Annotated in this window: 18 protein-coding genes; 9 read left to right on the top strand and 9 right to left on the bottom strand. The window is 69.6% G+C overall.

What is annotated here, in order from left to right:
* Positions 1-540: 540 nt before the first annotated feature.
* Positions 541-1,182 (bottom strand): DNA-3-methyladenine glycosylase, encoded by a 642-nt coding sequence (locus tag AB0I18_RS47510; RefSeq protein ID WP_363112074.1) that lies wholly within the window; start codon positions 1,180-1,182, stop codon positions 541-543.
* A gap of 159 nt (positions 1,183-1,341) precedes the next feature.
* On the opposite strand from AB0I18_RS47510, the gene AB0I18_RS47505 reads away from it, so the two are divergent.
* The 3 genes from AB0I18_RS47505 to AB0I18_RS47495 all read left to right on the top strand — a co-directional run bounded on the left by AB0I18_RS47505 (position 1,342) and on the right by AB0I18_RS47495 (position 3,369).
* Positions 1,342-2,127 carry a sporulation protein gene (locus tag AB0I18_RS47505; RefSeq protein ID WP_363112073.1) on the top strand — a complete coding sequence of 262 codons (786 nt, stop codon included), beginning with the start codon at positions 1,342-1,344 and terminating at the stop codon, positions 2,125-2,127.
* Between the two features lie 50 nt (positions 2,128-2,177).
* The gene (locus tag AB0I18_RS47500) at positions 2,178-2,717 is read left to right on the top strand and encodes a YbhB/YbcL family Raf kinase inhibitor-like protein (RefSeq protein WP_363112072.1); all 540 of its coding nucleotides are present in this window, start codon (positions 2,178-2,180) and stop codon (positions 2,715-2,717) included.
* Positions 2,718-2,862: 145 nt separating this feature from the next.
* Positions 2,863-3,369, top strand: coding sequence for an HNH endonuclease (locus AB0I18_RS47495; RefSeq protein WP_363112071.1), 507 nt, complete (start codon positions 2,863-2,865; stop codon positions 3,367-3,369).
* Positions 3,370-3,505: 136 nt separating this feature from the next.
* Here AB0I18_RS47495 and AB0I18_RS47490 read toward each other — a convergent pair whose 3' ends face one another.
* The 3 genes from AB0I18_RS47490 to AB0I18_RS47480 form a co-directional block, all read right to left on the bottom strand.
* Positions 3,506-4,456 (bottom strand): SPFH domain-containing protein, encoded by a 951-nt coding sequence (locus AB0I18_RS47490; protein ID WP_363112070.1) that lies wholly within the window; start codon positions 4,454-4,456, stop codon positions 3,506-3,508.
* Between the two features lie 133 nt (positions 4,457-4,589).
* Positions 4,590-5,021, bottom strand: a complete 432-nt coding sequence (locus AB0I18_RS47485; RefSeq protein WP_363112069.1) for an NfeD family protein — start codon at positions 5,019-5,021, stop codon at positions 4,590-4,592.
* 72 nt (positions 5,022-5,093) lie between these two features.
* On the bottom strand, positions 5,094-5,885 hold the full coding sequence (locus tag AB0I18_RS47480) for an ABC transporter ATP-binding protein (protein WP_363112068.1): 792 nt from the start codon (positions 5,883-5,885) through the stop codon (positions 5,094-5,096).
* Positions 5,886-6,007: 122 nt separating this feature from the next.
* Between AB0I18_RS47480 and AB0I18_RS47475 the strand changes: the two genes are divergently transcribed.
* Positions 6,008-6,796 (top strand): hypothetical protein, encoded by a 789-nt coding sequence (locus AB0I18_RS47475; RefSeq protein WP_363112067.1) that lies wholly within the window; start codon positions 6,008-6,010, stop codon positions 6,794-6,796.
* Positions 6,797-7,022: 226 nt separating this feature from the next.
* Here the strand turns inward: AB0I18_RS47475 and AB0I18_RS47470 are convergent, their stop codons facing one another.
* From AB0I18_RS47470 to AB0I18_RS47455, 4 genes are all read right to left on the bottom strand, one after another.
* Entirely contained in the window at positions 7,023-7,262 is a 240-nt protein-coding gene (locus AB0I18_RS47470; RefSeq protein WP_363112066.1) for a chaplin, read from the bottom strand.
* 196 nt (positions 7,263-7,458) lie between these two features.
* Positions 7,459-7,707, bottom strand: a complete 249-nt coding sequence (gene chpE, locus AB0I18_RS47465; RefSeq protein WP_363112077.1) for a chaplin ChpE — start codon at positions 7,705-7,707, stop codon at positions 7,459-7,461.
* Between the two features lie 173 nt (positions 7,708-7,880).
* The gene (locus AB0I18_RS47460; protein WP_363112065.1) at positions 7,881-8,522 is read right to left on the bottom strand and encodes a response regulator transcription factor; all 642 of its coding nucleotides are present in this window, start codon (positions 8,520-8,522) and stop codon (positions 7,881-7,883) included.
* The gene (locus AB0I18_RS47455; RefSeq protein WP_363112064.1) at positions 8,515-9,660 is read right to left on the bottom strand and encodes a GAF domain-containing sensor histidine kinase; all 1,146 of its coding nucleotides are present in this window, start codon (positions 9,658-9,660) and stop codon (positions 8,515-8,517) included. Before AB0I18_RS47455 ends, AB0I18_RS47460 begins: the two co-directional genes overlap by 8 nt.
* Positions 9,661-9,847: 187 nt before the next feature.
* Here AB0I18_RS47455 and AB0I18_RS47450 point away from each other — a divergent pair, with 187 nt between their 5' ends.
* The 3 genes from AB0I18_RS47450 to AB0I18_RS47440 all read left to right on the top strand — a co-directional run bounded on the left by AB0I18_RS47450 (position 9,848) and on the right by AB0I18_RS47440 (position 12,774).
* Positions 9,848-10,546 carry an SDR family NAD(P)-dependent oxidoreductase gene (locus AB0I18_RS47450; RefSeq protein WP_363112076.1) on the top strand — a complete coding sequence of 233 codons (699 nt, stop codon included), beginning with the start codon at positions 9,848-9,850 and terminating at the stop codon, positions 10,544-10,546.
* A 136-nt stretch (positions 10,547-10,682) separates the two neighbouring features.
* Positions 10,683-11,768 carry an S-adenosylmethionine:tRNA ribosyltransferase-isomerase gene (locus tag AB0I18_RS47445; protein WP_363112063.1) on the top strand — a complete coding sequence of 362 codons (1,086 nt, stop codon included), beginning with the start codon at positions 10,683-10,685 and terminating at the stop codon, positions 11,766-11,768.
* 298 nt (positions 11,769-12,066) lie between these two features.
* Positions 12,067-12,774: a transglycosylase SLT domain-containing protein gene (locus AB0I18_RS47440; protein ID WP_363112062.1), complete on the top strand. Its 708-nt coding sequence runs from the start codon at positions 12,067-12,069 to the stop codon at positions 12,772-12,774.
* Positions 12,775-12,851: 77 nt separating this feature from the next.
* On the opposite strand, the gene AB0I18_RS47435 is transcribed toward AB0I18_RS47440, so the two are convergent.
* The gene (locus tag AB0I18_RS47435; protein WP_363112075.1) at positions 12,852-15,359 is read right to left on the bottom strand and encodes an FHA domain-containing protein; all 2,508 of its coding nucleotides are present in this window, start codon (positions 15,357-15,359) and stop codon (positions 12,852-12,854) included.
* 241 nt (positions 15,360-15,600) lie between these two features.
* Between AB0I18_RS47435 and AB0I18_RS47430 the strand changes: the two genes are divergently transcribed.
* Together AB0I18_RS47430 and serB are read left to right on the top strand one after the other, a co-directional pair.
* The gene (locus AB0I18_RS47430; RefSeq protein ID WP_363112061.1) at positions 15,601-17,373 is read left to right on the top strand and encodes a streptophobe family protein; all 1,773 of its coding nucleotides are present in this window, start codon (positions 15,601-15,603) and stop codon (positions 17,371-17,373) included.
* A 131-nt stretch (positions 17,374-17,504) separates the two neighbouring features.
* A complete protein-coding gene (gene serB / locus AB0I18_RS47425) occupies positions 17,505-18,722 on the top strand; it encodes a phosphoserine phosphatase SerB (protein ID WP_363112060.1) in 1,218 nt (405 codons plus the stop codon).
* Positions 18,723-18,942 lie beyond the last annotated feature (220 nt).

The following is an 18,942-nucleotide window of genomic DNA, read 5'->3' as shown; positions in this document are numbered from 1 at the left end:
CCGTGAATGTCATCCCGTAATCGGGACAGCATCATGAGAGCGGAACCACCGATCGGAATAAGACCGGTGATTCACAGCGTCCTCGCTGATGTTTTGTTTCAAAGGAACCTCGCCCCGACACCATGACAGTGACCGGGAACGGGGTATCAACATATCTGGCGTTGATTTTTGGCACGCTGTTGAGTTCTCAAGGAACGGACACTTCCTTCGTACTCACCCAAGAAAATCTCTCAGGCTTTCCTCCGGGCGTTTCCCTTCGGTCTTGCGTTTCCGACTCTATCAGACCCTTTCAGGCCGTGATTCCCAGTCGGTGGGATTTGCCTTTTGGCCTTGCGGCCTTTCGACATTCACTACGTTAACCGATTCCCTCGGCAACTCATAATCGAGTCCCGCAAGTTCGAATTAGGGCATGCGGACACGCCGAATTCGTCCTCGCTGAGAGGAAGTCGTAGGTAGTGGGTTGGCCGCTTCCGGCTGCAGGCTGAACGCCGTACCCGGTTCAAGCGGCTCGGACTACATTACGGAGTGCCCAGGAGCGAGTCAAGTTCGGCGGCGACGGGGGGTGTGGGCCCGATAAGGGCTCACTGTCGGGTCGTTGGTGATCCAGAAGCGCCATGGGTGGACGCCTCCGTCGCCGGCCACACCGGTGCGAGGACCGCTGCTCACCTGGCCGGAGCTCACCGGCGTGCCGGCAAGAAGCGTCGTCGGGCCATCCGCGGGACCGCACGCATCCGTGCCGTCGAGGGCACGGTCCACGCCCAGAGCTGTGGCCAGACGGGCGGGCCCTTTGGCCAGTTCCTTGTCGTATCGGGCTGAAAGTCGACGTTTGCGGGCCAACTCGACGCCTTCGGTGATCTCTCCGGCGCGGAGGAGGACCGCGCTCGCCCTGCCTTCCGGACCGCACACCAGGTTCATGCAGTGCCACATGCCGTAGGTGAAGTAGACGTACACGTGCCCGGGTGGACCGAACATCACGTCGTTGCGGGCGGTGCGGCCGCGGTACGCGTGGGAGCCGGGGTCGTTCGGGCCGTCGTAGGCCTCGACCTCTGTGAGGCGGAGCTCGATCGGTCCGTCCGGGGTGGCTCGCACGAGTATGCGACCCAAGAGGTCGGGGGCGACATCCAGTACGGGTCGGTCGAAGAACTCCCGGTCGAGGGGCGTACGGTCAGGGGCCGCGATCATGGCGTACGAGCGTAGTGCACAGGTGTGACTGCGTGCGGGGTGGTCAGGGAGCGTCCGCCTTGCCAGGGTGAGGGCGCGGAACCGGCCACGGCTGGATCGCGTTTGTATGGATCAAAGATCCGGACAGATCAACGGGGCGTTGCCCGAGGAGGAAAAGACATGGGGTTCAAGCGGCTGCTTGCGAGCCTGGGGGCCGGTGGGGCTTCGGTCGAGACGGTACTGACCGAGGTGAATGTCGTTCCGGGCGGCGTCGTGCAGGGTGAGGTGCGGATCCAGGGCGGGTCCGTGGCCCAGGCGATCGAAGGCCTGTCGGTCGGTCTGCAGGCCCGGGTCGAGGTCGAGGGCCCTGACGACCAGGAGCACAAGCAGGACATCGAGTTCACGAAGATGCGGCTCGGCGGTGCCTTCGAGCTGCAGGCGGAAGCGGTGCACGCGGTGCCGTTCGGGCTCGAGATCCCGTGGGAGACGCCGATCACGACGATCGACGGTCAGCCCCTGCGTGGGATGAATGTCGGTGTGACCACGGAGCTGGAGATCGCGCGCGCGGTGGACTCCGGTGACCTGGACCCGATCAGCGTGCACCCGCTGCCGGCGCAGCAGGCGCTCCTGGACGCGTTCATCCAGCTGGGATTCCGTTTCAAGAGCGCGGACCTGGAGCGCGGCCGGATCCGGGGTACGCGGCAGAAGCTGCCGTTCTACCAGGAGATCGAGTTCTTCCCGCCGCAGCAGTACCGCGGTCTCAACCAGGTCGAGCTGAGCTTCGTCGCGGACGACCGTGAGATGGACGTCGTCCTGGAGATGGACAAGAAGCCGGGCCTGTTCAGCGAGGGCAGCGACTCGTTCCGCTCGTTCAAGGTGGGGCTGAACGACTTCCAGGGGACGGACTGGTCCGCGTATCTCAACGAGTGGCTGTCCCAGGTCGGTAGTCGGCGCAACTGGTTCTAGGCTCGGGAACGAGAGATTCCACCGATCAGAACAGATCAGGAGGTGCCGAGGTGACCGAGCCCAAGAGGCCGCCGCTTCCCCACGACTTCCATCCCGCCGTGCCGTCGTTCGCGGTCACGAGTGAGGACGTCGAGGCGGGCGCGACGCTGAAGGACGCTCAGGTCTACGCGGCCGGGAACACCTCGCCGCAGTTGCGCTGGGAGGGCTTCCCGCCGGAGACCAGGAGTTTCGCCGTGACGTGCTTCGATCCGGATGCCCCTACGGGGAGCGGATTCTGGCACTGGGTCGTGTTCGACATCCCGGCCTCGGTGACCGAGCTGCCGACGGGTGCGGGCAGCGGCAAGTTCGAGGGCCTACCGGAGGGTGCGGTGCAGGTGCGCAACGACTACGGGGCGAAGGACTTCGGTGGCGCCGCGCCGCCGGCCGGGGACCCGGCGCACCGGTACGTGTTCACGGTGTACGCCGTGGATCAGGAGAAGCTCGGGCCGGACTCGGACGGTTCGCCGGCCTTCGTCGGCTTCAACCTCCGGTTCCACACGCTGGCGAGGGCCCAGCTCATCGCCGAGTACGCGGCGCCCGCGGACAGCTGAGCGTTCACGGAACGTTTGCCCGCCCCTGGGCTTGGAATTGATCAGGGGCGGGCATTTTTTTATTGCGTTGTCCATCTCGGCGTGCCCGGCCAAAGTTGATCCAGTCCGCCAGGGGGTGGGCCGGTGCACAGAGGAGGTGGGCTGGATGCGGGACACGCTGGTGCTGAACGCGAGCTTTGAGCCGCTGTCGACGGTGACGTTGAACCGAGCCGTCGTTCTGGTGCTGCAGGACAAGGCCGTTGTCGAGCAGGCCCACCCCGAACTGCGTCTGCGCGGAGCCGCGGTCGACATACCGGCGCCCCGGGTGATCAGACTCTGCCGCTATGTGCGGGTGCCCTTCCGAAGACAAGCTCCGTGGTCGAGGCGTGGTGTGCTGGTGCGTGACCGGCACAGGTGCGCGTACTGCGGGAGGCGGGCGACGACCGTGGACCACGTGGTGCCGCGGGCGCAGGGTGGTCAGGACTCCTGGCTGAACACGGTGGCCTCGTGCGCGCAGGACAACCACCGCAAGGCGGCTCGTACGCCGGAGCAGGCGGGGATGCCGCTGTTGCGGCAGCCGTTCGAGCCGACGCCGGCGGATGCGATGCTGCTTGCGTTGGGGCGGGATGACCTTGAGGCCTTGCCGGAGTGGCTCGCCCAGCCGGCAGCCTGAGCCGGCCGTGGGGAGTGCCGAAACATTGCGGACAGTTCGTTGGCTGCAGGTAGGTCGTGGCTGGTCGCGCAGTTCCCCGCGCCCCTAAAAAGAAGGGGCCCGCCTCTCACGAGGCGGGCCCCTTCTTCAACGCTCCTCAGTCCGTGACCGTTGGCTTTTCGCGGCGTTCTGTGGCTCCGCCGCCGCCCTGGCCGCCGCCGCCCATTCCGCCCATCGGGCCGAAGTTGCCCATGGCGCCGCTCAGGCCCTTGAGTGCGTCGCCGATCTCGCTGGGGACGATCCAGAGCTTGTTGGCGTCGCCTTCGGCGATCTTCGGGAGCATCTGGAGGTACTGGTAGGCGAGGAGCTTCTGGTCCGCGTCACCGGCGTGGATGGACTCGAAGACCGTACGGATGGCCTGGGCCTCGCCCTCGGCGCGCAGCGCGGCGGCCCTGGCCTCACCTTCGGCGCGCAGGATGGCGGACTGCTTCTCGCCCTCGGCGGTGAGGATCTGCGACTGGCGGATACCTTCGGCGGTGAGGATCGCGGCGCGCTTGTCACGGTCGGCGCGCATCTGCTTTTCCATCGAGTCCTGGATGGAGGTGGGCGGCTCGATGGCCTTGAGCTCGACGCGGTTGACGCGGATGCCCCACTTGCCGGTGGCCTCGTCGAGGACACCGCGCAGGGCCGCGTTGATCTCCTCACGGGAGGTGAGCGTCCGCTCCAGGTCCATGCCACCGATGATGTTGCGGAGCGTGGTGACGGTGAGCTGCTCGATCGCCTGGATGTAGCTGGCGACCTCGTACGTGGCGGCGCGGGCGTCGGTCACCTGGTAGTAGATGACCGTGTCGATGTTCACGACCAGGTTGTCCTGGGTGATCACCGGCTGGGGCGGGAACGGCACGACCTGCTCGCGGAGGTCGATGCGGTTGCGGATCGAGTCGATGAACGGGACGACGATGTTGAGCCCCGCGTTGAGTGTCCGTGTATAGCGGCCGAAGCGCTCGACAATGGCCGCGCTGGCCTGTGGGATCACCTGGATGGTCTTGATCAGGGCAATGAAGACCAACACCACCAGAATGATCAGGACGATGACGACCGGTCCCATCGTGGCTCCCCGTACCCTTCTCCGCCTCGGCGCTTGCCGGAAGATCTTGTGATTGTCGAAGATCTTGCTGGACGAGTGTGTCAGACCACAACTCGCCACGTGGAACGTTCCGTTCAGTGGACGCCGCGAGCAGTCACATGACGATCGCCGTCGCCCCCTCGATCTCCACGACGTCCACCTCTTGGCCTACGTCGAAAGCTCGTCCGGTGTCGAGGGAGCGCGCGGACCAGACCTCCCCGGCGAGCTTGATCCGGCCGCCCGAACCGTCGACTCTCTCCAGCACGACGGCGTGCTTGCCCTTCAACGCGTCAATGCCGGTGGCCAGTTGGGGCCGCTGGGTGCGGTGTCGGGCCGCGACGGGGCGTACGACCGCGATGAGTGAGACCGAGACGGCGGCGAAGACCACGACCTGGAGGACGACACCACCGCCGAGTCCCGCGGTCACGGCGCCCGCGACGGCGCCGACGGCGAGCATTCCGAGCTCCGGCATCGCGGTCACGACGAGCGGGATCCCGAGCCCGACCGCGCCGATCAACCACCACACCCATGCGTCGATGTCTTCCACATGGTCATGGTAGGTCCGCAGGTCCCGTCGGGGACAGGGCGCCGATCAAGTTGTGACGGGCAGGCCTGGTCGTCAGGACAGCGGCAGGCCCTGGGCGGTCCAGCGGTCGCCGGCCTGTTCTACGACGAGCGGCAGGCCGAAGCACAACGACAGGTTGCGCGAGGTGAGTTCGAGTTCCAGGGGGCCCGCGGCGAGCACCTTGCCCTGACGGATCATCAGTACGTGCGTGAAGCCCGGCGCGATCTCCTCGACATGGTGCGTGACCATGATCATGGAGGGGGCGATCGGGTCCCGGGCGAGGCGGCCGAGACGGCGTACGAGATCCTCGCGGCCGCCGAGGTCGAGGCCGGCGGCGGGCTCGTCCAGGAGCAGCAGCTCGGGGTCGGTCATCAGGGCGCGGGCGATGAGGGTGCGCTTGCGCTCGCCCTCGGAGAGGGTGCCGAACCTGCGGTCCACGTAGTCGGTCATGCCGAGGCGGTCGAGGAAGGCGCGGGCACGCTGCTCGTCGACGTCCTCGTAGTCCTCGTGCCAGCCGGCGGTCATGCCGTACGCAGCGGTCAGGACCGTCTGCAGGACGGTCTGGCGCTTGGGCAGCTTCTCGGCCATGGCGATGCCAGCCATGCCGATGCGCGGGCGCAGTTCGAACACGTCGACCTTGCCGAGGGTCTCGCCGAGGATGGTGGCCGTGCCCGCACTGGGGAAGAGATAGCTGGACGCAAGGTTGAGAAGGGTCGTTTTTCCGGCGCCGTTGGGTCCGAGGATGACCCAGCGCTCGCCTTCCTTGACCGACCAGGAGACCTGGTCCACCAGAGCCCGGCCCTCTCGGACCACGGATACGTCCTCAAGCTCCAGAACATCGCTCATGAGCGCGCTGTCTCCCATTGCAGTCTCGGCCGTCGCTGACGTCTGTGGACGCAGCCCCCAGGGAAAACCTACGCCACCGGTCGGCCGGTCCAATCCATCGGCCGGTCCTTAGGGTGGGAGGCATGCTTTCGGAACCACGCTCAGGACGGTTGGCCGCATGGGGAAATGCCCTGTTGGCCGGTTTTGTGTCACCGGACGACGCGGTCGTCGCCATCGTCGGTGAGGATGCCGTGCACCGGGTCGAGGGCCTGCCCGGTGAGGCAGGGCCCGTCGGGCTCACGCTCGCCCTGGGGCGGCTGCGCGTGCTCGGGGTGACCGGCCTGCGGGTCGCGCTGCCCGCGCCCGGGCATCCGCTCGGGCTGAGCGGACCGCCGGAGTTCAACACCCGCGCCCTCGACGCCGAGGAGGCGGTGGTCTGTCACGGCACCGCGCTGGGGCTCGTACCCGAGGTGTACGAGGCCGGGCCGGAGGGCGACGTACACGTGGAGGTCGTCTGGCACTGTCTCGCCGTGCGCGAGGCGCCGCCCGCCGATGTGCCGTCCCTCGGCGAGGCCGAGCGGGAACTCGCGGAGGCGCTGCGCGACGCCACCCAGCTGCTGTCGCAGCTCGACGTGGCCGGCTCGGGCCCCGTCGCCGAGGCGGCGATCGACGCGTACCGGGCGCGGGCCGAGCAGGGGGGCGAGGTGCTCGCTCCCGGCTATCCGCCGCGTGCGGTACGGGTGCTGGAGCTGGCCCAGCGGGTGGGGCTGCTCGTCTCGGTGGCGTACGAGAACGGGCCCGGCGGAGCTGTGAGCGCCTCGGAGATGGCCGCGCGATCCGAGGCACTGAGGCCGGTGGAACGAACGGCGCGGCGGGCTCAGGTGGCGGCGTACAACGCGTTCGTGGAGGAGCGGGAGCGCGGGGTTCGGTAGGCGTCGGCGGCCGGAGGCCGGCACAGCGCCTCGAAGCCTGCGAAGCAGTGCGAGGGGCGCAGACAAGAGAGGTCAACGCGTTCGTGGAGGAGCGGGAGCGCGAGGTTCGGTGACTCTCCGGGCGGGTTGAGCGGGCCTTCGGGGGTATCGGAAGTACGGGCACCTCACGTGCGGAAAGGGCCCCGCGGACCGGTGTGGTCCGCGGGGCCCTTCGCCAGGCGGTGACTCAGTCGTTCATGGCCTGGTTGCCGAACGCCGGGTTCAGGGCGCCGATCAGGTTGGCGGTGTTGCCGGCGACGTTGATCGGGACGTGGATGGGGAGCTGGCCCACGTTGCCCGAGCCGACGCCCGGGGACTTCACGGCCGCACCGTCGGCGGCCGAGTCGGCGACAGCGGCACCGGCGGAGGCACCCGCGGCGAGACCGGCGACGGTGACGGCCATGGCGGCCTTCTTGGCGATGTTCATGGGAAGTGTTCCTCCTGCGTTTGCGAATCCGACCCAGCCGCGGGCCGTACGCTGAGCAACGTCCGGGCAGGTCGGGACGGCACGGGAGGCGAGCGCCTTCTGCCCGTTCGGGCCAATGAACCGACGAGCTGAAAACCGGACCGGCCCCCCAGGCTTGCCTGGAAGGCCGGTGGTCACTGCTGACCCGGGGCGTACGTCAGCGGTTGATGCCGTCGTTGCCGAACGCCGGGTTCAGGATGCCGACAACGTTCACGGTGTTGCCGACCGCGTTCACCGGGATGGCGACGGGGACCTGGACGAGGTTGCCCGAGGCGACGCCCGGCGAGCCCACGGCCTTGCCACCGGCGTGCGCGCCACCATCGGTGGCGGAGGCGAAACCGGCACCGGCGGCAACCAGGCCACCGGCCACCATCGTGACGGCTGCGGCCTTCTTCAGGTTCTTCACTTCTGAGCCCTCTTCCTTGTGAACCACTGCGGCAAAGCGCCGCAGCACGCACTGAAGAACGGCGGAGATCCCAGAAGGATGCGCCATCTGGGGGACATTCCCACGACGGTATGAATCTCAGTCCGGAACGGAACGCTCCGTGTTGCCGTCCGCAAGGGTCGCCGAGGTGTGAATCAGCCGGTCACGCCATGGCGTACGGCCCACAGCGCGGCCTGGGTCCGGTCGGCGAGGTCGAGTTTCATCAGGATGTTCGAGACATGCGTCTTGACGGTCTTCTCGGAGAGGACCAGAGCGCGGGCTATCTCACGGTTGGAGCGGCCGTCGGCGATCAGGGAGAGCACCTCGCGCTCCCGCTCGGTGAGTGAACCGCCTCTGCCCTGGCCGTAGTTGGTCTCCTCCTGGGACAGCAGCGCACCGGCCACCTCGGGCTGCAGCAGGATGTGTCCGGCGTGCACCGAGCGGATGGCTCCGGCGAGCGCCTCGGGGTCCACGTCCTTGTACACATATCCGGCGGCGCCCGCGCGCAGGGCCGGGATCACCGTGCGCTGCTCGGTGAAGCTGGTGACGATGAGCACGCGCGCGGGGTTGTCGAGTTCGCGGAGCTTGCGCAGCGCCTCGACGCCGTCCATGCCGGGCATCTTGACGTCCATGAGGACGACGTCGGGCTTCAACTCCTCGGCGCGGGCGACTCCTTCGGCGCCGTCGGACGCCTCTCCCACGACCTCGATGTCGTCCTGTATCTCCAGGAAGGTGCGCAGGCCCCGGCGGACCACTTGGTGGTCGTCGACGAGCAGCACCTTGATTGCGTCAGCCACCAGGGGCCTCCATCTCGATCGTGGTGCCCTTGCCGGGCGCCGATTCCACGGTGAGCGTGCCTCCGACGCCACCTGCCCGGTCGCGCATGGAGACCAGGCCCAGGTGGCGTCCCGCCCGGCGCGTCGCCTTTGGTTCGAAGCCGCTGCCGTCGTCGGTGATGCGCAGCACGGCGCCCGGGCCCCGCCTCTCCAGGGTGACGTCGACACGGGCCGCGCCCGAGTGACGCAGCGCGTTGTGCAGTGCCTCCTGGGCCACCCGCAGCAGCGCCTCCTCCTGGGCGGCGGGCAGCGCGCGGACTCCGCAGCTGTCGAAGGTCACATGCGCGGCGTGGGCGCGGTCCAGGACCTGGATCTGGGTGCGCAACGTGGCGACCAGGCCGTCCTCGTCGAGGGCCGCGGGGCGCAACTCGACGACGGCGGCGCGCAGTTCGTCGGCGGCCTCGGCGGCGAGGGCGGCCACCTGCTGGAGTTCGCCCTTGGCGCGGATCGGGTCGCGGTCCACCAGGGCGGCCGCCGCCTGGGCGGTGAGGCGCAGGGAGAAGAGCTTCTGGCTGACGGCGTCGTGCAGTTCGTGCGCGAGGCGTGAGCGCTCCTCGGCGATGGTGAGCTCCCGACTGCGCTCGTACAGGCGGGCGTTGGTGAGGGCGATCGCGGCGTGCTGGGCGAGGATCGTCAGGAGTTCCTCGTCCTCCTCGGTGAAGCCGCAATCGCCCTCCGGCTTCGGGCAGTTCTTGTTCGCGAGGAAGAGGGCGCCCATCACCTCGTCGCCGTCGCGGATGGGCAGGCCCAGGAAGTCGGACATGTCGGGGTGGGCGGAGGGCCAGCCCTCGAAGCGGGGGTCCTTGCGCACGTCGGCGAGGCGCTCGGGGCGGGCCTCGTGCAGCATCGCGGCGAGGATGCCGTGCTGGCGCGGAAGTGGGCCGATGGCCTTCCACTGGGCGTCGCTGACGCCGTCGACCACGAACTGGGCGAAGCCGCCGTGGTCGTCCGGGACTCCCAGCGCCGCGTACTCCGCGTCGAGCAGCTCGCGGGCCGAGGCGACGATCGTCTTGAGGACGTCGCGCACCTCGAGATGCCTGCTCATGGCCAGCAGCGCGGAACTCACCGCGTACAGGCCCGACCGGTGTCCTTGGCTCATGACCTCACGGTACCGGCGGGGTGTGACAGCGCGTATCCGACCTGTGGCGGCCGCTGCCTAGGCCGCTGGGCCTAGGGCAAAGGGCCCCGAAGGTTTGCGGCCCGCGCACGAGGCGGCGGGGGCGGTCCGGTTCCTACGTTGAAGGCACCCGCCCGGAGCGGCGGTCATGGACGAGGGGACGGACGTCATGCCGGTAGCGATCATCACGGGGGCTTCGAAGGGGCTGGGGCGCGCACTCGCCGAGGCCCTGGCGGAGCGCGGCTGGGATCTGGTGCTCGACGCCAGGACGGCGGGGGTTCTTCAGGAGACGGCCGTGGCGCTCGGCAAGCACGGGACGCGGGTGGCGGCGCTGCCCGGGGACATCACGGACGGGGCGCACCGGGCGGGCCTGGTGGCGGCCGCGCGGGAGCTCGGCGGCGTCGATCTCCTGGTGAACAACGCCAGCGCGCTGGGCGCCGAACCGCTCGTACGCCTCGAAGCGCTGCCCCTGGACGGCCTGCGGCGGGCTCTGGAGGTCAATGTGGTCGCGGCGCTCGGTCTGGTCCAGGAGGCGCTGCCGCTGCTCCGGGAGTCGTCGGCGGGCGCGGTGATCGACATCAGTTCGGACGCGGCCGCCGAGGCGTACGAGACCTGGGGCGGCTACGGCGCTTCGAAGGCGGCGCTCGACCATCTGTCGGCGGTGCTCGGCGAGGAGGAGCCCGGCCTGCGGGTCTGGGCGGTCGATCCGGGCGACATGGCCACGGATCTGTACGCGGCGGCCGTACCGGACGACACCGATCCGCGGCCGGCCCCCGCCGGCGTCGTACCGGGCTTTCTGCGGCTGATCGACAAGCGTCCGGCGAGTGGCCGGTATGCGGCGCCCGCACTCCTGGAGGTGACCCGATGACCCGCACCTGCGACGACGGGCGGGCCCGCGGCTTGGGAGGCCCTCCGGGGTCGGGCGGTGCGAGGGCGGCGTCAAGAGGACCCGCCCGGCGTCCGGCGAGTGGGCGTTACGGGACGTCGTCGTTGCCGGGGCGGCGATGACGACCGTCGTGGGGGTGCCGGAAGAGCTGTCGGCTCGGGTGCCGGCCGAGCAGCGGGGGCCCGGGCTCGACCGTGACGCGGTGCGGCTGCTCGTGTCGCGCGGTACTGAGGTGTCGCATCACGCGTTCGTGGATCTGCCGGGTCTGCTGCGGGCCGGGGACCTGCTCATCGTGAACACGTCGCCGACACTGGCCGCCGCGGTGGACGGGAGGATCGGGCACGCGCGCGTGGTGGTGCATTTCTCCACGCGGGGCGACGACGGGCGGTGGGCCGTCGAGCTGCGGGATCCCGACGGAACGGGCACCACGCGTGCGCGTGCGGGCGGGCCCGCCGGTACGGAGGTGCACCTCCCCGGGGACGTACGGCTCGTCCTGGAGGAGCCGCTCGCCCCGCGGAGTCCCCGGCTCTGGTGGGCGCGGATGTCGGCGCCGGACATGCCGGGGCTGCTGCGGCGGCACGGGAGGCCCATCCGCTACTGCTATACGGAGAGGGACCAGCCGCTGTCGGTGTACCAGACGGTGTTCGCGCTGCCGTCCGCAGACGGGTCGGGCAGCGCCGAGATGCCGAGCGCGGCGCGGCCCTTCACCGCACGCCTGGTGGCGGAGTTGGTGAGCCGGGGTGTGCAGTTCGCGCCGATCACGCTGCACACCGGGGTCGCCTCGGCCGAGGCGCACGAGCCGCCGTACCCGGAGCGCTTCGCGGTACCTGAGGCGTCGGCGCGGCTGATCAACGCGGCCGGAGCAGGGGACGGGAGGGTGATCGCGGTGGGTACGACGGCCGTGCGCGCCGTGGAGTCGGCCACAGGACCGGACGGGGTGGTGCGGGCCGCGGAGGGCTGGACCGGCCTCGTGGTGACTCCGGAGCGCGGGGTGCGGGTGGTCGACGGGCTGCTCACCGGGCTGCACGAGCCGGAGGCCTCGCATCTGCTGATGCTGGAGGCGATCGCGGGGGAGGCGGCGATCTGCCGTGGTTACGACGAGGCGCTGCGCGAGCGCTACCTGTGGCACGAGTTCGGCGACACGCACCTCATCCTGCCGACCGGGGATCCTCACACAGAGCATTGCTCCAGCAACTGTTGGTGAGACCGCAACACGATCGATGTGAGCCCGCGCATAGGACGCATATCACGTACGAAGACGCATAGGAGATAAAGGGACTCGCGATGAGCGGGGCAGACGTGACAGTCTGCCCCGTTTTGCCCTTCCTGGGTCCACTACCTCGGTTCGTAGGTCACACCTTTGCCACACAATTTTGCGGCCGCTAACAATGGCTGCCGTCGCTCGACGCCGCGGGTTCTCACCCGCGGCGTTTGTTCGGAAACGTCATTGTCCCCGCCGGACCGAGAGCGACCTCCGCGCCATTCGAAGAGGTCCATCAGCCATGCCCCAGCAGAACCGCACTCCTGGTCATAGTCCCGCGCTGACCAGGACCCACAAGCTCTCGATCGCCGGTGTCGCCACGCTCGGCGTCGCCGCCCTCGCGTTCTCCCTCGTGCCGGGCAGCCCCCAGGCGAGCGCCGAGTCGGTCTCCGCCGCCCCGGCGGCCTTCTCCTCGGATCAGTTCAAGGTCGCCACGGTCGGTCTCAGCGCCCAGCTGGCCGACGCCCAGGCCGCGGCCGCGAAGAAGAAGACCGCCGACCAGGCCGCCGCCAAGAAGGCCGCCGAGGCCGCCGCGAAGAAGAAGGCCGAGGACGAGCGCAAGGCGAAGGCGGCCGCGAGCCGGTCCACCAAGCGCGCCGCGATCAAGCCGGTCGCCGCGAAGACCTACGCCGACAACCTCGACGGCTGGATCCGTGAGTCGCTGGACATCATGAAGCGGAAGGGCATCCCGGGCACGTACAGCGGGCTGCACCGCAACATCCTCCGGGAGTCCTCGGGCAACCCGAACGCCATCAACGGCTGGGACATCAACGCCATCAACGGCGTCCCGTCGATCGGCCTGCTGCAGGTCATCAAGCCGACCTTCGACGCGTACCACGTCGCCGGCACCGCCTGGAGCCAGTACGACCCGGTCGCGAACATCACCGCCGCCGCCAACTACGCGGCCGACCGGTACGGCTCGATCGACAACGTCAACGGCGCGTACTGAGACTCGCGCGGAGGCCTCACGGACGCCGAAGGGCGGCACCCCAGCGGGGTGCCGCCCTTCACGTCTGCCTGCCCGAACTACTTGCGCATGACCTCGGGCTCGTGGCGGCGCAGCAGCCGCGCGACCACGAAGCCGCAGATCACGCCGATTCCGACCAAGACACCCATGTCGAACATCCACTGGCTCAGTTCGTGGTCCCACAACGGGTCGGACGACTTGCCCGGCTGATAGGGCAGCAGGACGTTCAGGTCCGCCGTCGTGCCCGCTGCCGCGACCGCCCAGCGCGATGGCATCAGCCACGCCAGCTGCTCGACGCCCACCTTGTCGTACAGCTGGAAGAGACATCCGGTGAAGACGACCTGGACGATCGCGAACATCACCAGCAGCGGCATGGTCTTCTCGGCCGTCTTCACGAGTGCCGAGATGATCAGGCCGAACATCATCGAGGTGAAGCCGAGCGCCATGATCGGCAGGGTGAGTTCGAGGGCGGGCGCGCCCTTCAGCAGCAGGCCCTCTGCCGGCAGCTTGTCGCCGCGCGAGAACAGGCCGATGGCGCCGATGATCCCACCCTGCAGGATGGTGATCACTCCGAGTACGACGACCTTGGACATCAGGTAGGCCGAACGGGACAGACCCGTCGCACGCTCCCGTTCGTAGATCACCCGTTCCTTGATCAGCTCACGCACCGAGTTGGCCGCACCCGCGAAGCAGGCGCCCACCGCGAGGATCAGCAGGATCGTGCTGCCGTCCCGGTTCGAGAACGGCGGATTGCCGTTCTTCGGGCCGAGGCCGAGTCCGTACGTGGCAGGGATCAGCACGCTCACGACACCCAGGACTGCGGGCAGGATCACCATCAGGCCGAGGAAGCCCCGGTCGGAGACGATCACCGACGTGTAGCGGCGGATCAGGGTGGTGAGCTGTGAGAGCCAGCCCTGTGGCTTCGGTGGCCGCATCGACTGCGCTGACGGCATGTGTACGGACTGTGCGGCGACCGCGTCGATGTCCGCGGCGTACATCTGGTAGTGCTGCGAGCCCTTCCAGCGCCCCGCCCAGTCGTAGTCGCGGTAGTTCTCGAAGGCGGAGAAGACGTCGGCCCAGGTGTCGTAGCCGAAGAAGTTCAGGGCCTCCTCGGGCGGGCCGAAGTAGGCCACCGAGCCGCCGGGCGCCATGACCAGAAGCTTGTCGCAGATCGCCAGCTCGGCCACCGAGTGCGTGACGACGAGGACCGTACGGCCGTCGTCGGCGAGCCCGCGGAGCAGCTGCATGACGTCGCGGTCCATGCCCGGGTCGAGGCCGGAGGTCGGCTCGTCCAGGAAGATCAGCGACGGCTTGGTCAGCAGCTCCAGGGCCACCGAGACGCGCTTGCGCTGGCCACCGGAGAGGGAGGTGACCTTCTTCTCCTTGTGGATGTCCAGCTTGAGCTCGCCCAATACCTCGTCGATGCGGGCGTCGCGCTCCTGCGTCGTGGTGTCCGCGGGGAAGCGCAGTTTGGCCGCGTACTTGAGGGCCTTCTTGACGGTCAGTTCCTTGTGCAGGATGTCGTCCTGCGGAACCAGACCGATGCGCTGACGCAGCTCGGCGAACTGCTTGTAGAGGTTCCGGTTGTCGTAGAGGACGTCACCCTCGTTCGCGGGGCGGTAGCCCGTGAGCGCCTTCAGGAGCGTCGACTTGCCGGAGCCGGACGGGCCGATGACCGCGATGAGCGACTTCTCGGGGACGCCGAAGGAGACGTCCTTGAGAATCTGCTTGCCGCCGTCGACGGTGACCGTCAGGTGACGGGCCGAGAAGGAGATCTCACCGGTGTCGACGAACTCCTCGAGGCGATCCCCGACCAGGCGGAACGTCGAGTGGCCGACGCCGACGATGTCGTTCGGGCCGAGCAGCGCGGAGCCGCTCTTGGCGATCGGCATACCGTTGACGTACGTGCCGTTGTGCGAGCCCAGGTCGCGGATCTCGTAGCGGCCGTCGGGCGTCGCGTGGAACTCGGCGTGGTGCCGGGAGACCTGCAGGTCGGAGACGACCAGCTCGTTCTCCAGCGCACGGCCGATCCGCATCACCCGGCCGAGGGCCAGCTGGTGGAAGGTGGTCGGGCTGCGGTCGCCGTAGACCGGTGGCGCCCCCGCGCCACCACCTGGTCCCTGTTGCGGCGGGATGTGCGCGGCCTGTTGCGGTTGCGGCCAGCCCTGCTCCGGCGCGTGCTGCTGCGGCGGCTGCTGGGCCCAGCCGGCGGCCGGTGCGCCCTGTGCGGCGTACGGCTGCTGCTGGGGCTGCGCCTGCGGTGCGGCGGCGGCCGCGGCACCCGAGAGGTTCAGGCGCGGGCCGTCGGTCGCGTTGCCGAGGTGCACGGCCGAGCCGGGGCCGATCTCCATCTGATGGATCCGCTGCCCCTGCACGAATGTGCCGTTGGTGCTGCCGTGGTCCTCTATGACCCAGCTCCGGCCGCCCCAACTGATCGTGGCGTGCCGCCAGGACACCCTGGCGTCATCGAGCACGATGTCTCCCTGCGGATCACGTCCGAGGGTGTATGGCCTGGACGCATCGAGCGTCCAGGTCCGTCCGTTCAATTCCAGTACGAGTTCCGGCACTCCATGCCCCACTGAGTTGTCCCCCGAGTTGTCCCCATCGCAGGGAGTCTAGGGATGTCGAACATCGGGGGGAACTATTTCAGTAGGAGCCCCATGACCGAAAGTCGGGTGTTGGGAAGACCGCGTACGGGCGGCTTGTCCGTTTCCGTTGACGGGGTTGAAACCGGCCCGGAGAGTGGTAATCCCACGCGAGGGGGACACTCCGGTGGAGATGTCGCGGTGCGGAGTCGGGGGGCTGACGATGAGCGACGGGACCGTGGGACGTGGCAGGCGGGTGCCGTTGGGTGAGGTGCTGTTGTCCTCGATCGCCGCCGTGAGCTGGGCGTTGATCGGGATGACGGGCGTGGCGGCGCTGGGTCTGCATCTGCTCGAGGCCGATGCCGCCGGCTCGCTCGGGTCGATGACCGCGGCGGTTGTGGCGCTTGGGGCGGGTGGTTCGGTGGCGCCGTCCGGCGATGTGTCGGCCTTCGGTCTTGAGGGCGCGCAGGCCGAGACCGCCCTCCAGATCACGCCACTCGGCGTGAGCCTGGTGGGCGCGCTGCTGCTGTCCTGGTTCTTCCTGCGTTCCCTGCGCGGGGCGGGGGCGGTGATCGCGCCGGCCGAGCTCCTCGCGCGCGCGGGCACCGTGGTGGTGCTCTTCCTGGCGATGCTGGGCGGTCTCGCCTGGGCGGGACAGGACGTCATCACGATCGACGGCGGCTCGCTCGGGCTCGACGAGCTGCCGGGCGGCGGGCTGCCCGACGAGGTCGACGTGCCCGGCCTCGGCGACATCGGCGGACTGCTGCCGGACCGGCTCGGAGACCTCGCCGACGCCAACGCGGAGGTCGGCTTCACGGTCGAGACCGTGCCGACGCTGTTCGGCGGCCTGGGCTGGGTCCTCGGCGTCCTGGCGATCGCACTGCTGGCCTCGCGCCGGACCCCGCTGCCGCCCGGCTGGACGGCCGTGCACCGCTTGGTGCGGCCTGCCGCGTCCGCGCTGGTCACCGTGTCGCTGGTGGCGGTTCTGGCGGGGCTCTCGGCGGCGGCGTACGCGGCGATCAGTGACGACAATCCGAAGCGGATCGCCGGCGCCGCACTGCTCGGGGCGCCCAACGGGGTGTGGCTGGGCATCCCGATCGGGCTCTTCGTGCCGTGGGACGGGAATGCCACGGGCCCGCTCGCCACACTCCTGCCCGATCCCCTGGACGAGTTCCTGAGCTCCTCCGACCAGGCCGTCACGCTGGGGCGGCTGGCCGAACTGGACAGCAGGGTCTGGCTGTTGGGGGTCGCGACGGCCCTGATGATGCTGTTCGCGGGCGTGCTGACCGCGGTGCGTACGCCGTACGTACGGGAGCGGGGTGTCCTCGGTTTCGCGGGGCGCTGCGCGCTGCGGCTCGCGGTCGTGACCGCGCTCGCGCTGCCGCTGCTGGCCTGGCTGACGGAGGTGTCCGTGGATGCCTCGCTGTCCGTCTTCGGCATCGACGCGATCGACGCCGGGATCGAACTGCGCGGGCAGCTGGGCATGGCGCTGCTGCTCGGCGCCCTGTGGGGTGCGGGCGCCGGGGCCGCGGGCGCGCTGCTGGCCTGCGCCAGCGGGACCGCAGGACGGCGCGCGGCGCCGCTGGCACTGGGTGACGCGGGCGCTCCGGCCGCCGCCGGTCAGCCGTACGCGGAGGTCGCCGGGGAGTCGGGGCCCTACAACCCCGGTGCGCCGTTCCGGCCGTCGAACCCCGCCACGAACCCGTATCTGCGACTGCCCGACGAGCTGCGGGAGCAGGGCGGCGGGCGGCGACCGGGTGCACAGCCCCCGGGTGGGCAGTCCCCCGGCTCACGGTCTCCCGGGGCACAGCCTCCGGGCGGGCAGCCGCCGCGTGCCCGGCCGCCCGGTGATGTGTACGGCTCCCCCACGGTGGCCGGGCCCCCGCCGCCACCGGTGCCGAAGCCCCGGCCGCGGTCCCGGTCGTCGCAGGACGGGCCGCCTCCCCCGCCGGACGAGCCGCCGCCCGCGCCCCGGCGGCCACGGGGACCGCGGTGACCTGAAGGTGACGCACGGGGGTGTCACGGTCCGGCAAGACCGGTGACACCCCTGCGACACCCAGTGTTCCCTGTCCGTCAGGCGGACCTCAGGGGCACGAGGCACGGGGTGCCGGATACGGTGGGAAGACCATGAGCGCTTCACAGACCCCTGATCTCCCCGCTGATCTCCCCACCCTCCTCGTCAAGATCTTCGGCAAGGACCGTCCGGGTATCACGGCCGGGCTCTTCGACACCCTCGCCGCCTACTCGGTCGACGTGGTCGACATCGAGCAGGTCGTCACCCGTGGCCGGATAGTGCTGTGCGCGCTCGTGTCCCAGCCGCCGGCCGGCCTGGAGGGCGATCTGCGCGCCACCGTGCACAGCTGGGCGGACTCGATGAGGCTGCAGGCCGAGATCATCTCCGGCCTCGGCGACAACCGTCCGCGCGGGCACGGCAGGTCGCACGTGACCGTCCTCGGGCACCCGCTCACCGCGGAGTCGACGGCCGCGATCGCCGCCCGGATCACCGGGACCGGCGGCAACATCGACCGTATCTTCCGGCTGGCCAAGTACCCGGTGACGGCGGTCGAGTTCGCCGTGTCCGGTGCGGAGACCGAGAAGCTGCGGACCGCCCTGGTGACCGAGGCGGCGGTCCTCGGCGTCGATGTCGCGGTGGTCGCGGCCGGGCTGCACCGGCGTGCCCAGCGCCTGGTGGTCATGGACGTGGACTCGACGCTCATCCAGGACGAGGTCATCGAGCTCTTCGCCGCGCACGCCGGCTGCGAGGACGAGGTCGCCGAGGTGACGGCGGCCGCGATGCGCGGGGAGCTGGACTTCGAGCAGTCGCTGCACGCGCGCGTGGCGCTGCTCAAGGGCCTCGACGCCTCCGTGGTGGACAAGGTGCGCAGCGAGGTGCGGCTGACGCCGGGGGCCCGCACACTGATCCGTACGCTGAAGCGGCTCGGCTTCCAAGTCGGCGTCGTCTCGGGTGGGTTCACGCAGGTCACGGACGATCTGAAGGAGCGGCTCGGGCTGGACTTCGCCCAGGCCAACACCCTGGAGATCGCCGACGGGAAGCTGACGGGCAAGGTCACCGGCGAGATCGTGGACCGCGCGGGCAAGGCGCGGCTGCTGCGCCGGTTCGCGGCCGAGGCGGGCGTGCCGCTCGCCCAGACCGTGGCGATCGGGGACGGCGCCAACGACCTCGACATGCTCAACGCGGCCGGTCTCGGGGTCGCCTTCAACGCCAAGCCGGTCGTCCGCGAGGCCGCGCACACCGCCGTGAACTTCCCCTTCCTGGACACGGTCCTGTATCTGCTGGGCGTGACGCGGGAAGAGGTCGAGGCCGCGGACATGCACGTGGACTGAGGGCTACGTGGACTACCTGGCCCGAGGGGTCTGAGGGGCCCGAGGGGTCTGAGGGGTCTGACGGAATCCTCTGACGGACCGCCTTGCGACAGGGACGGGGCCCGGCCCCGGGGGGGGGCGGGCCCCCCCGCCGCGGGGGGGGGGTGATACGAGGGGGGGGTTAGCCCCGCGCTAGGCAGTGAAAACCGCGGTACAACACACACCCAAACTGAAAAAACGT

The organism is Streptomyces sp. NPDC050704 (assembly GCF_040654355.1).
GTDB lineage: Bacteria > Actinomycetota > Actinomycetes > Streptomycetales > Streptomycetaceae > Streptomyces.
The sequence above is the reverse complement of the archived record's forward strand: the minus strand, read 5'-3'. Positions and strand labels throughout refer to the sequence as shown.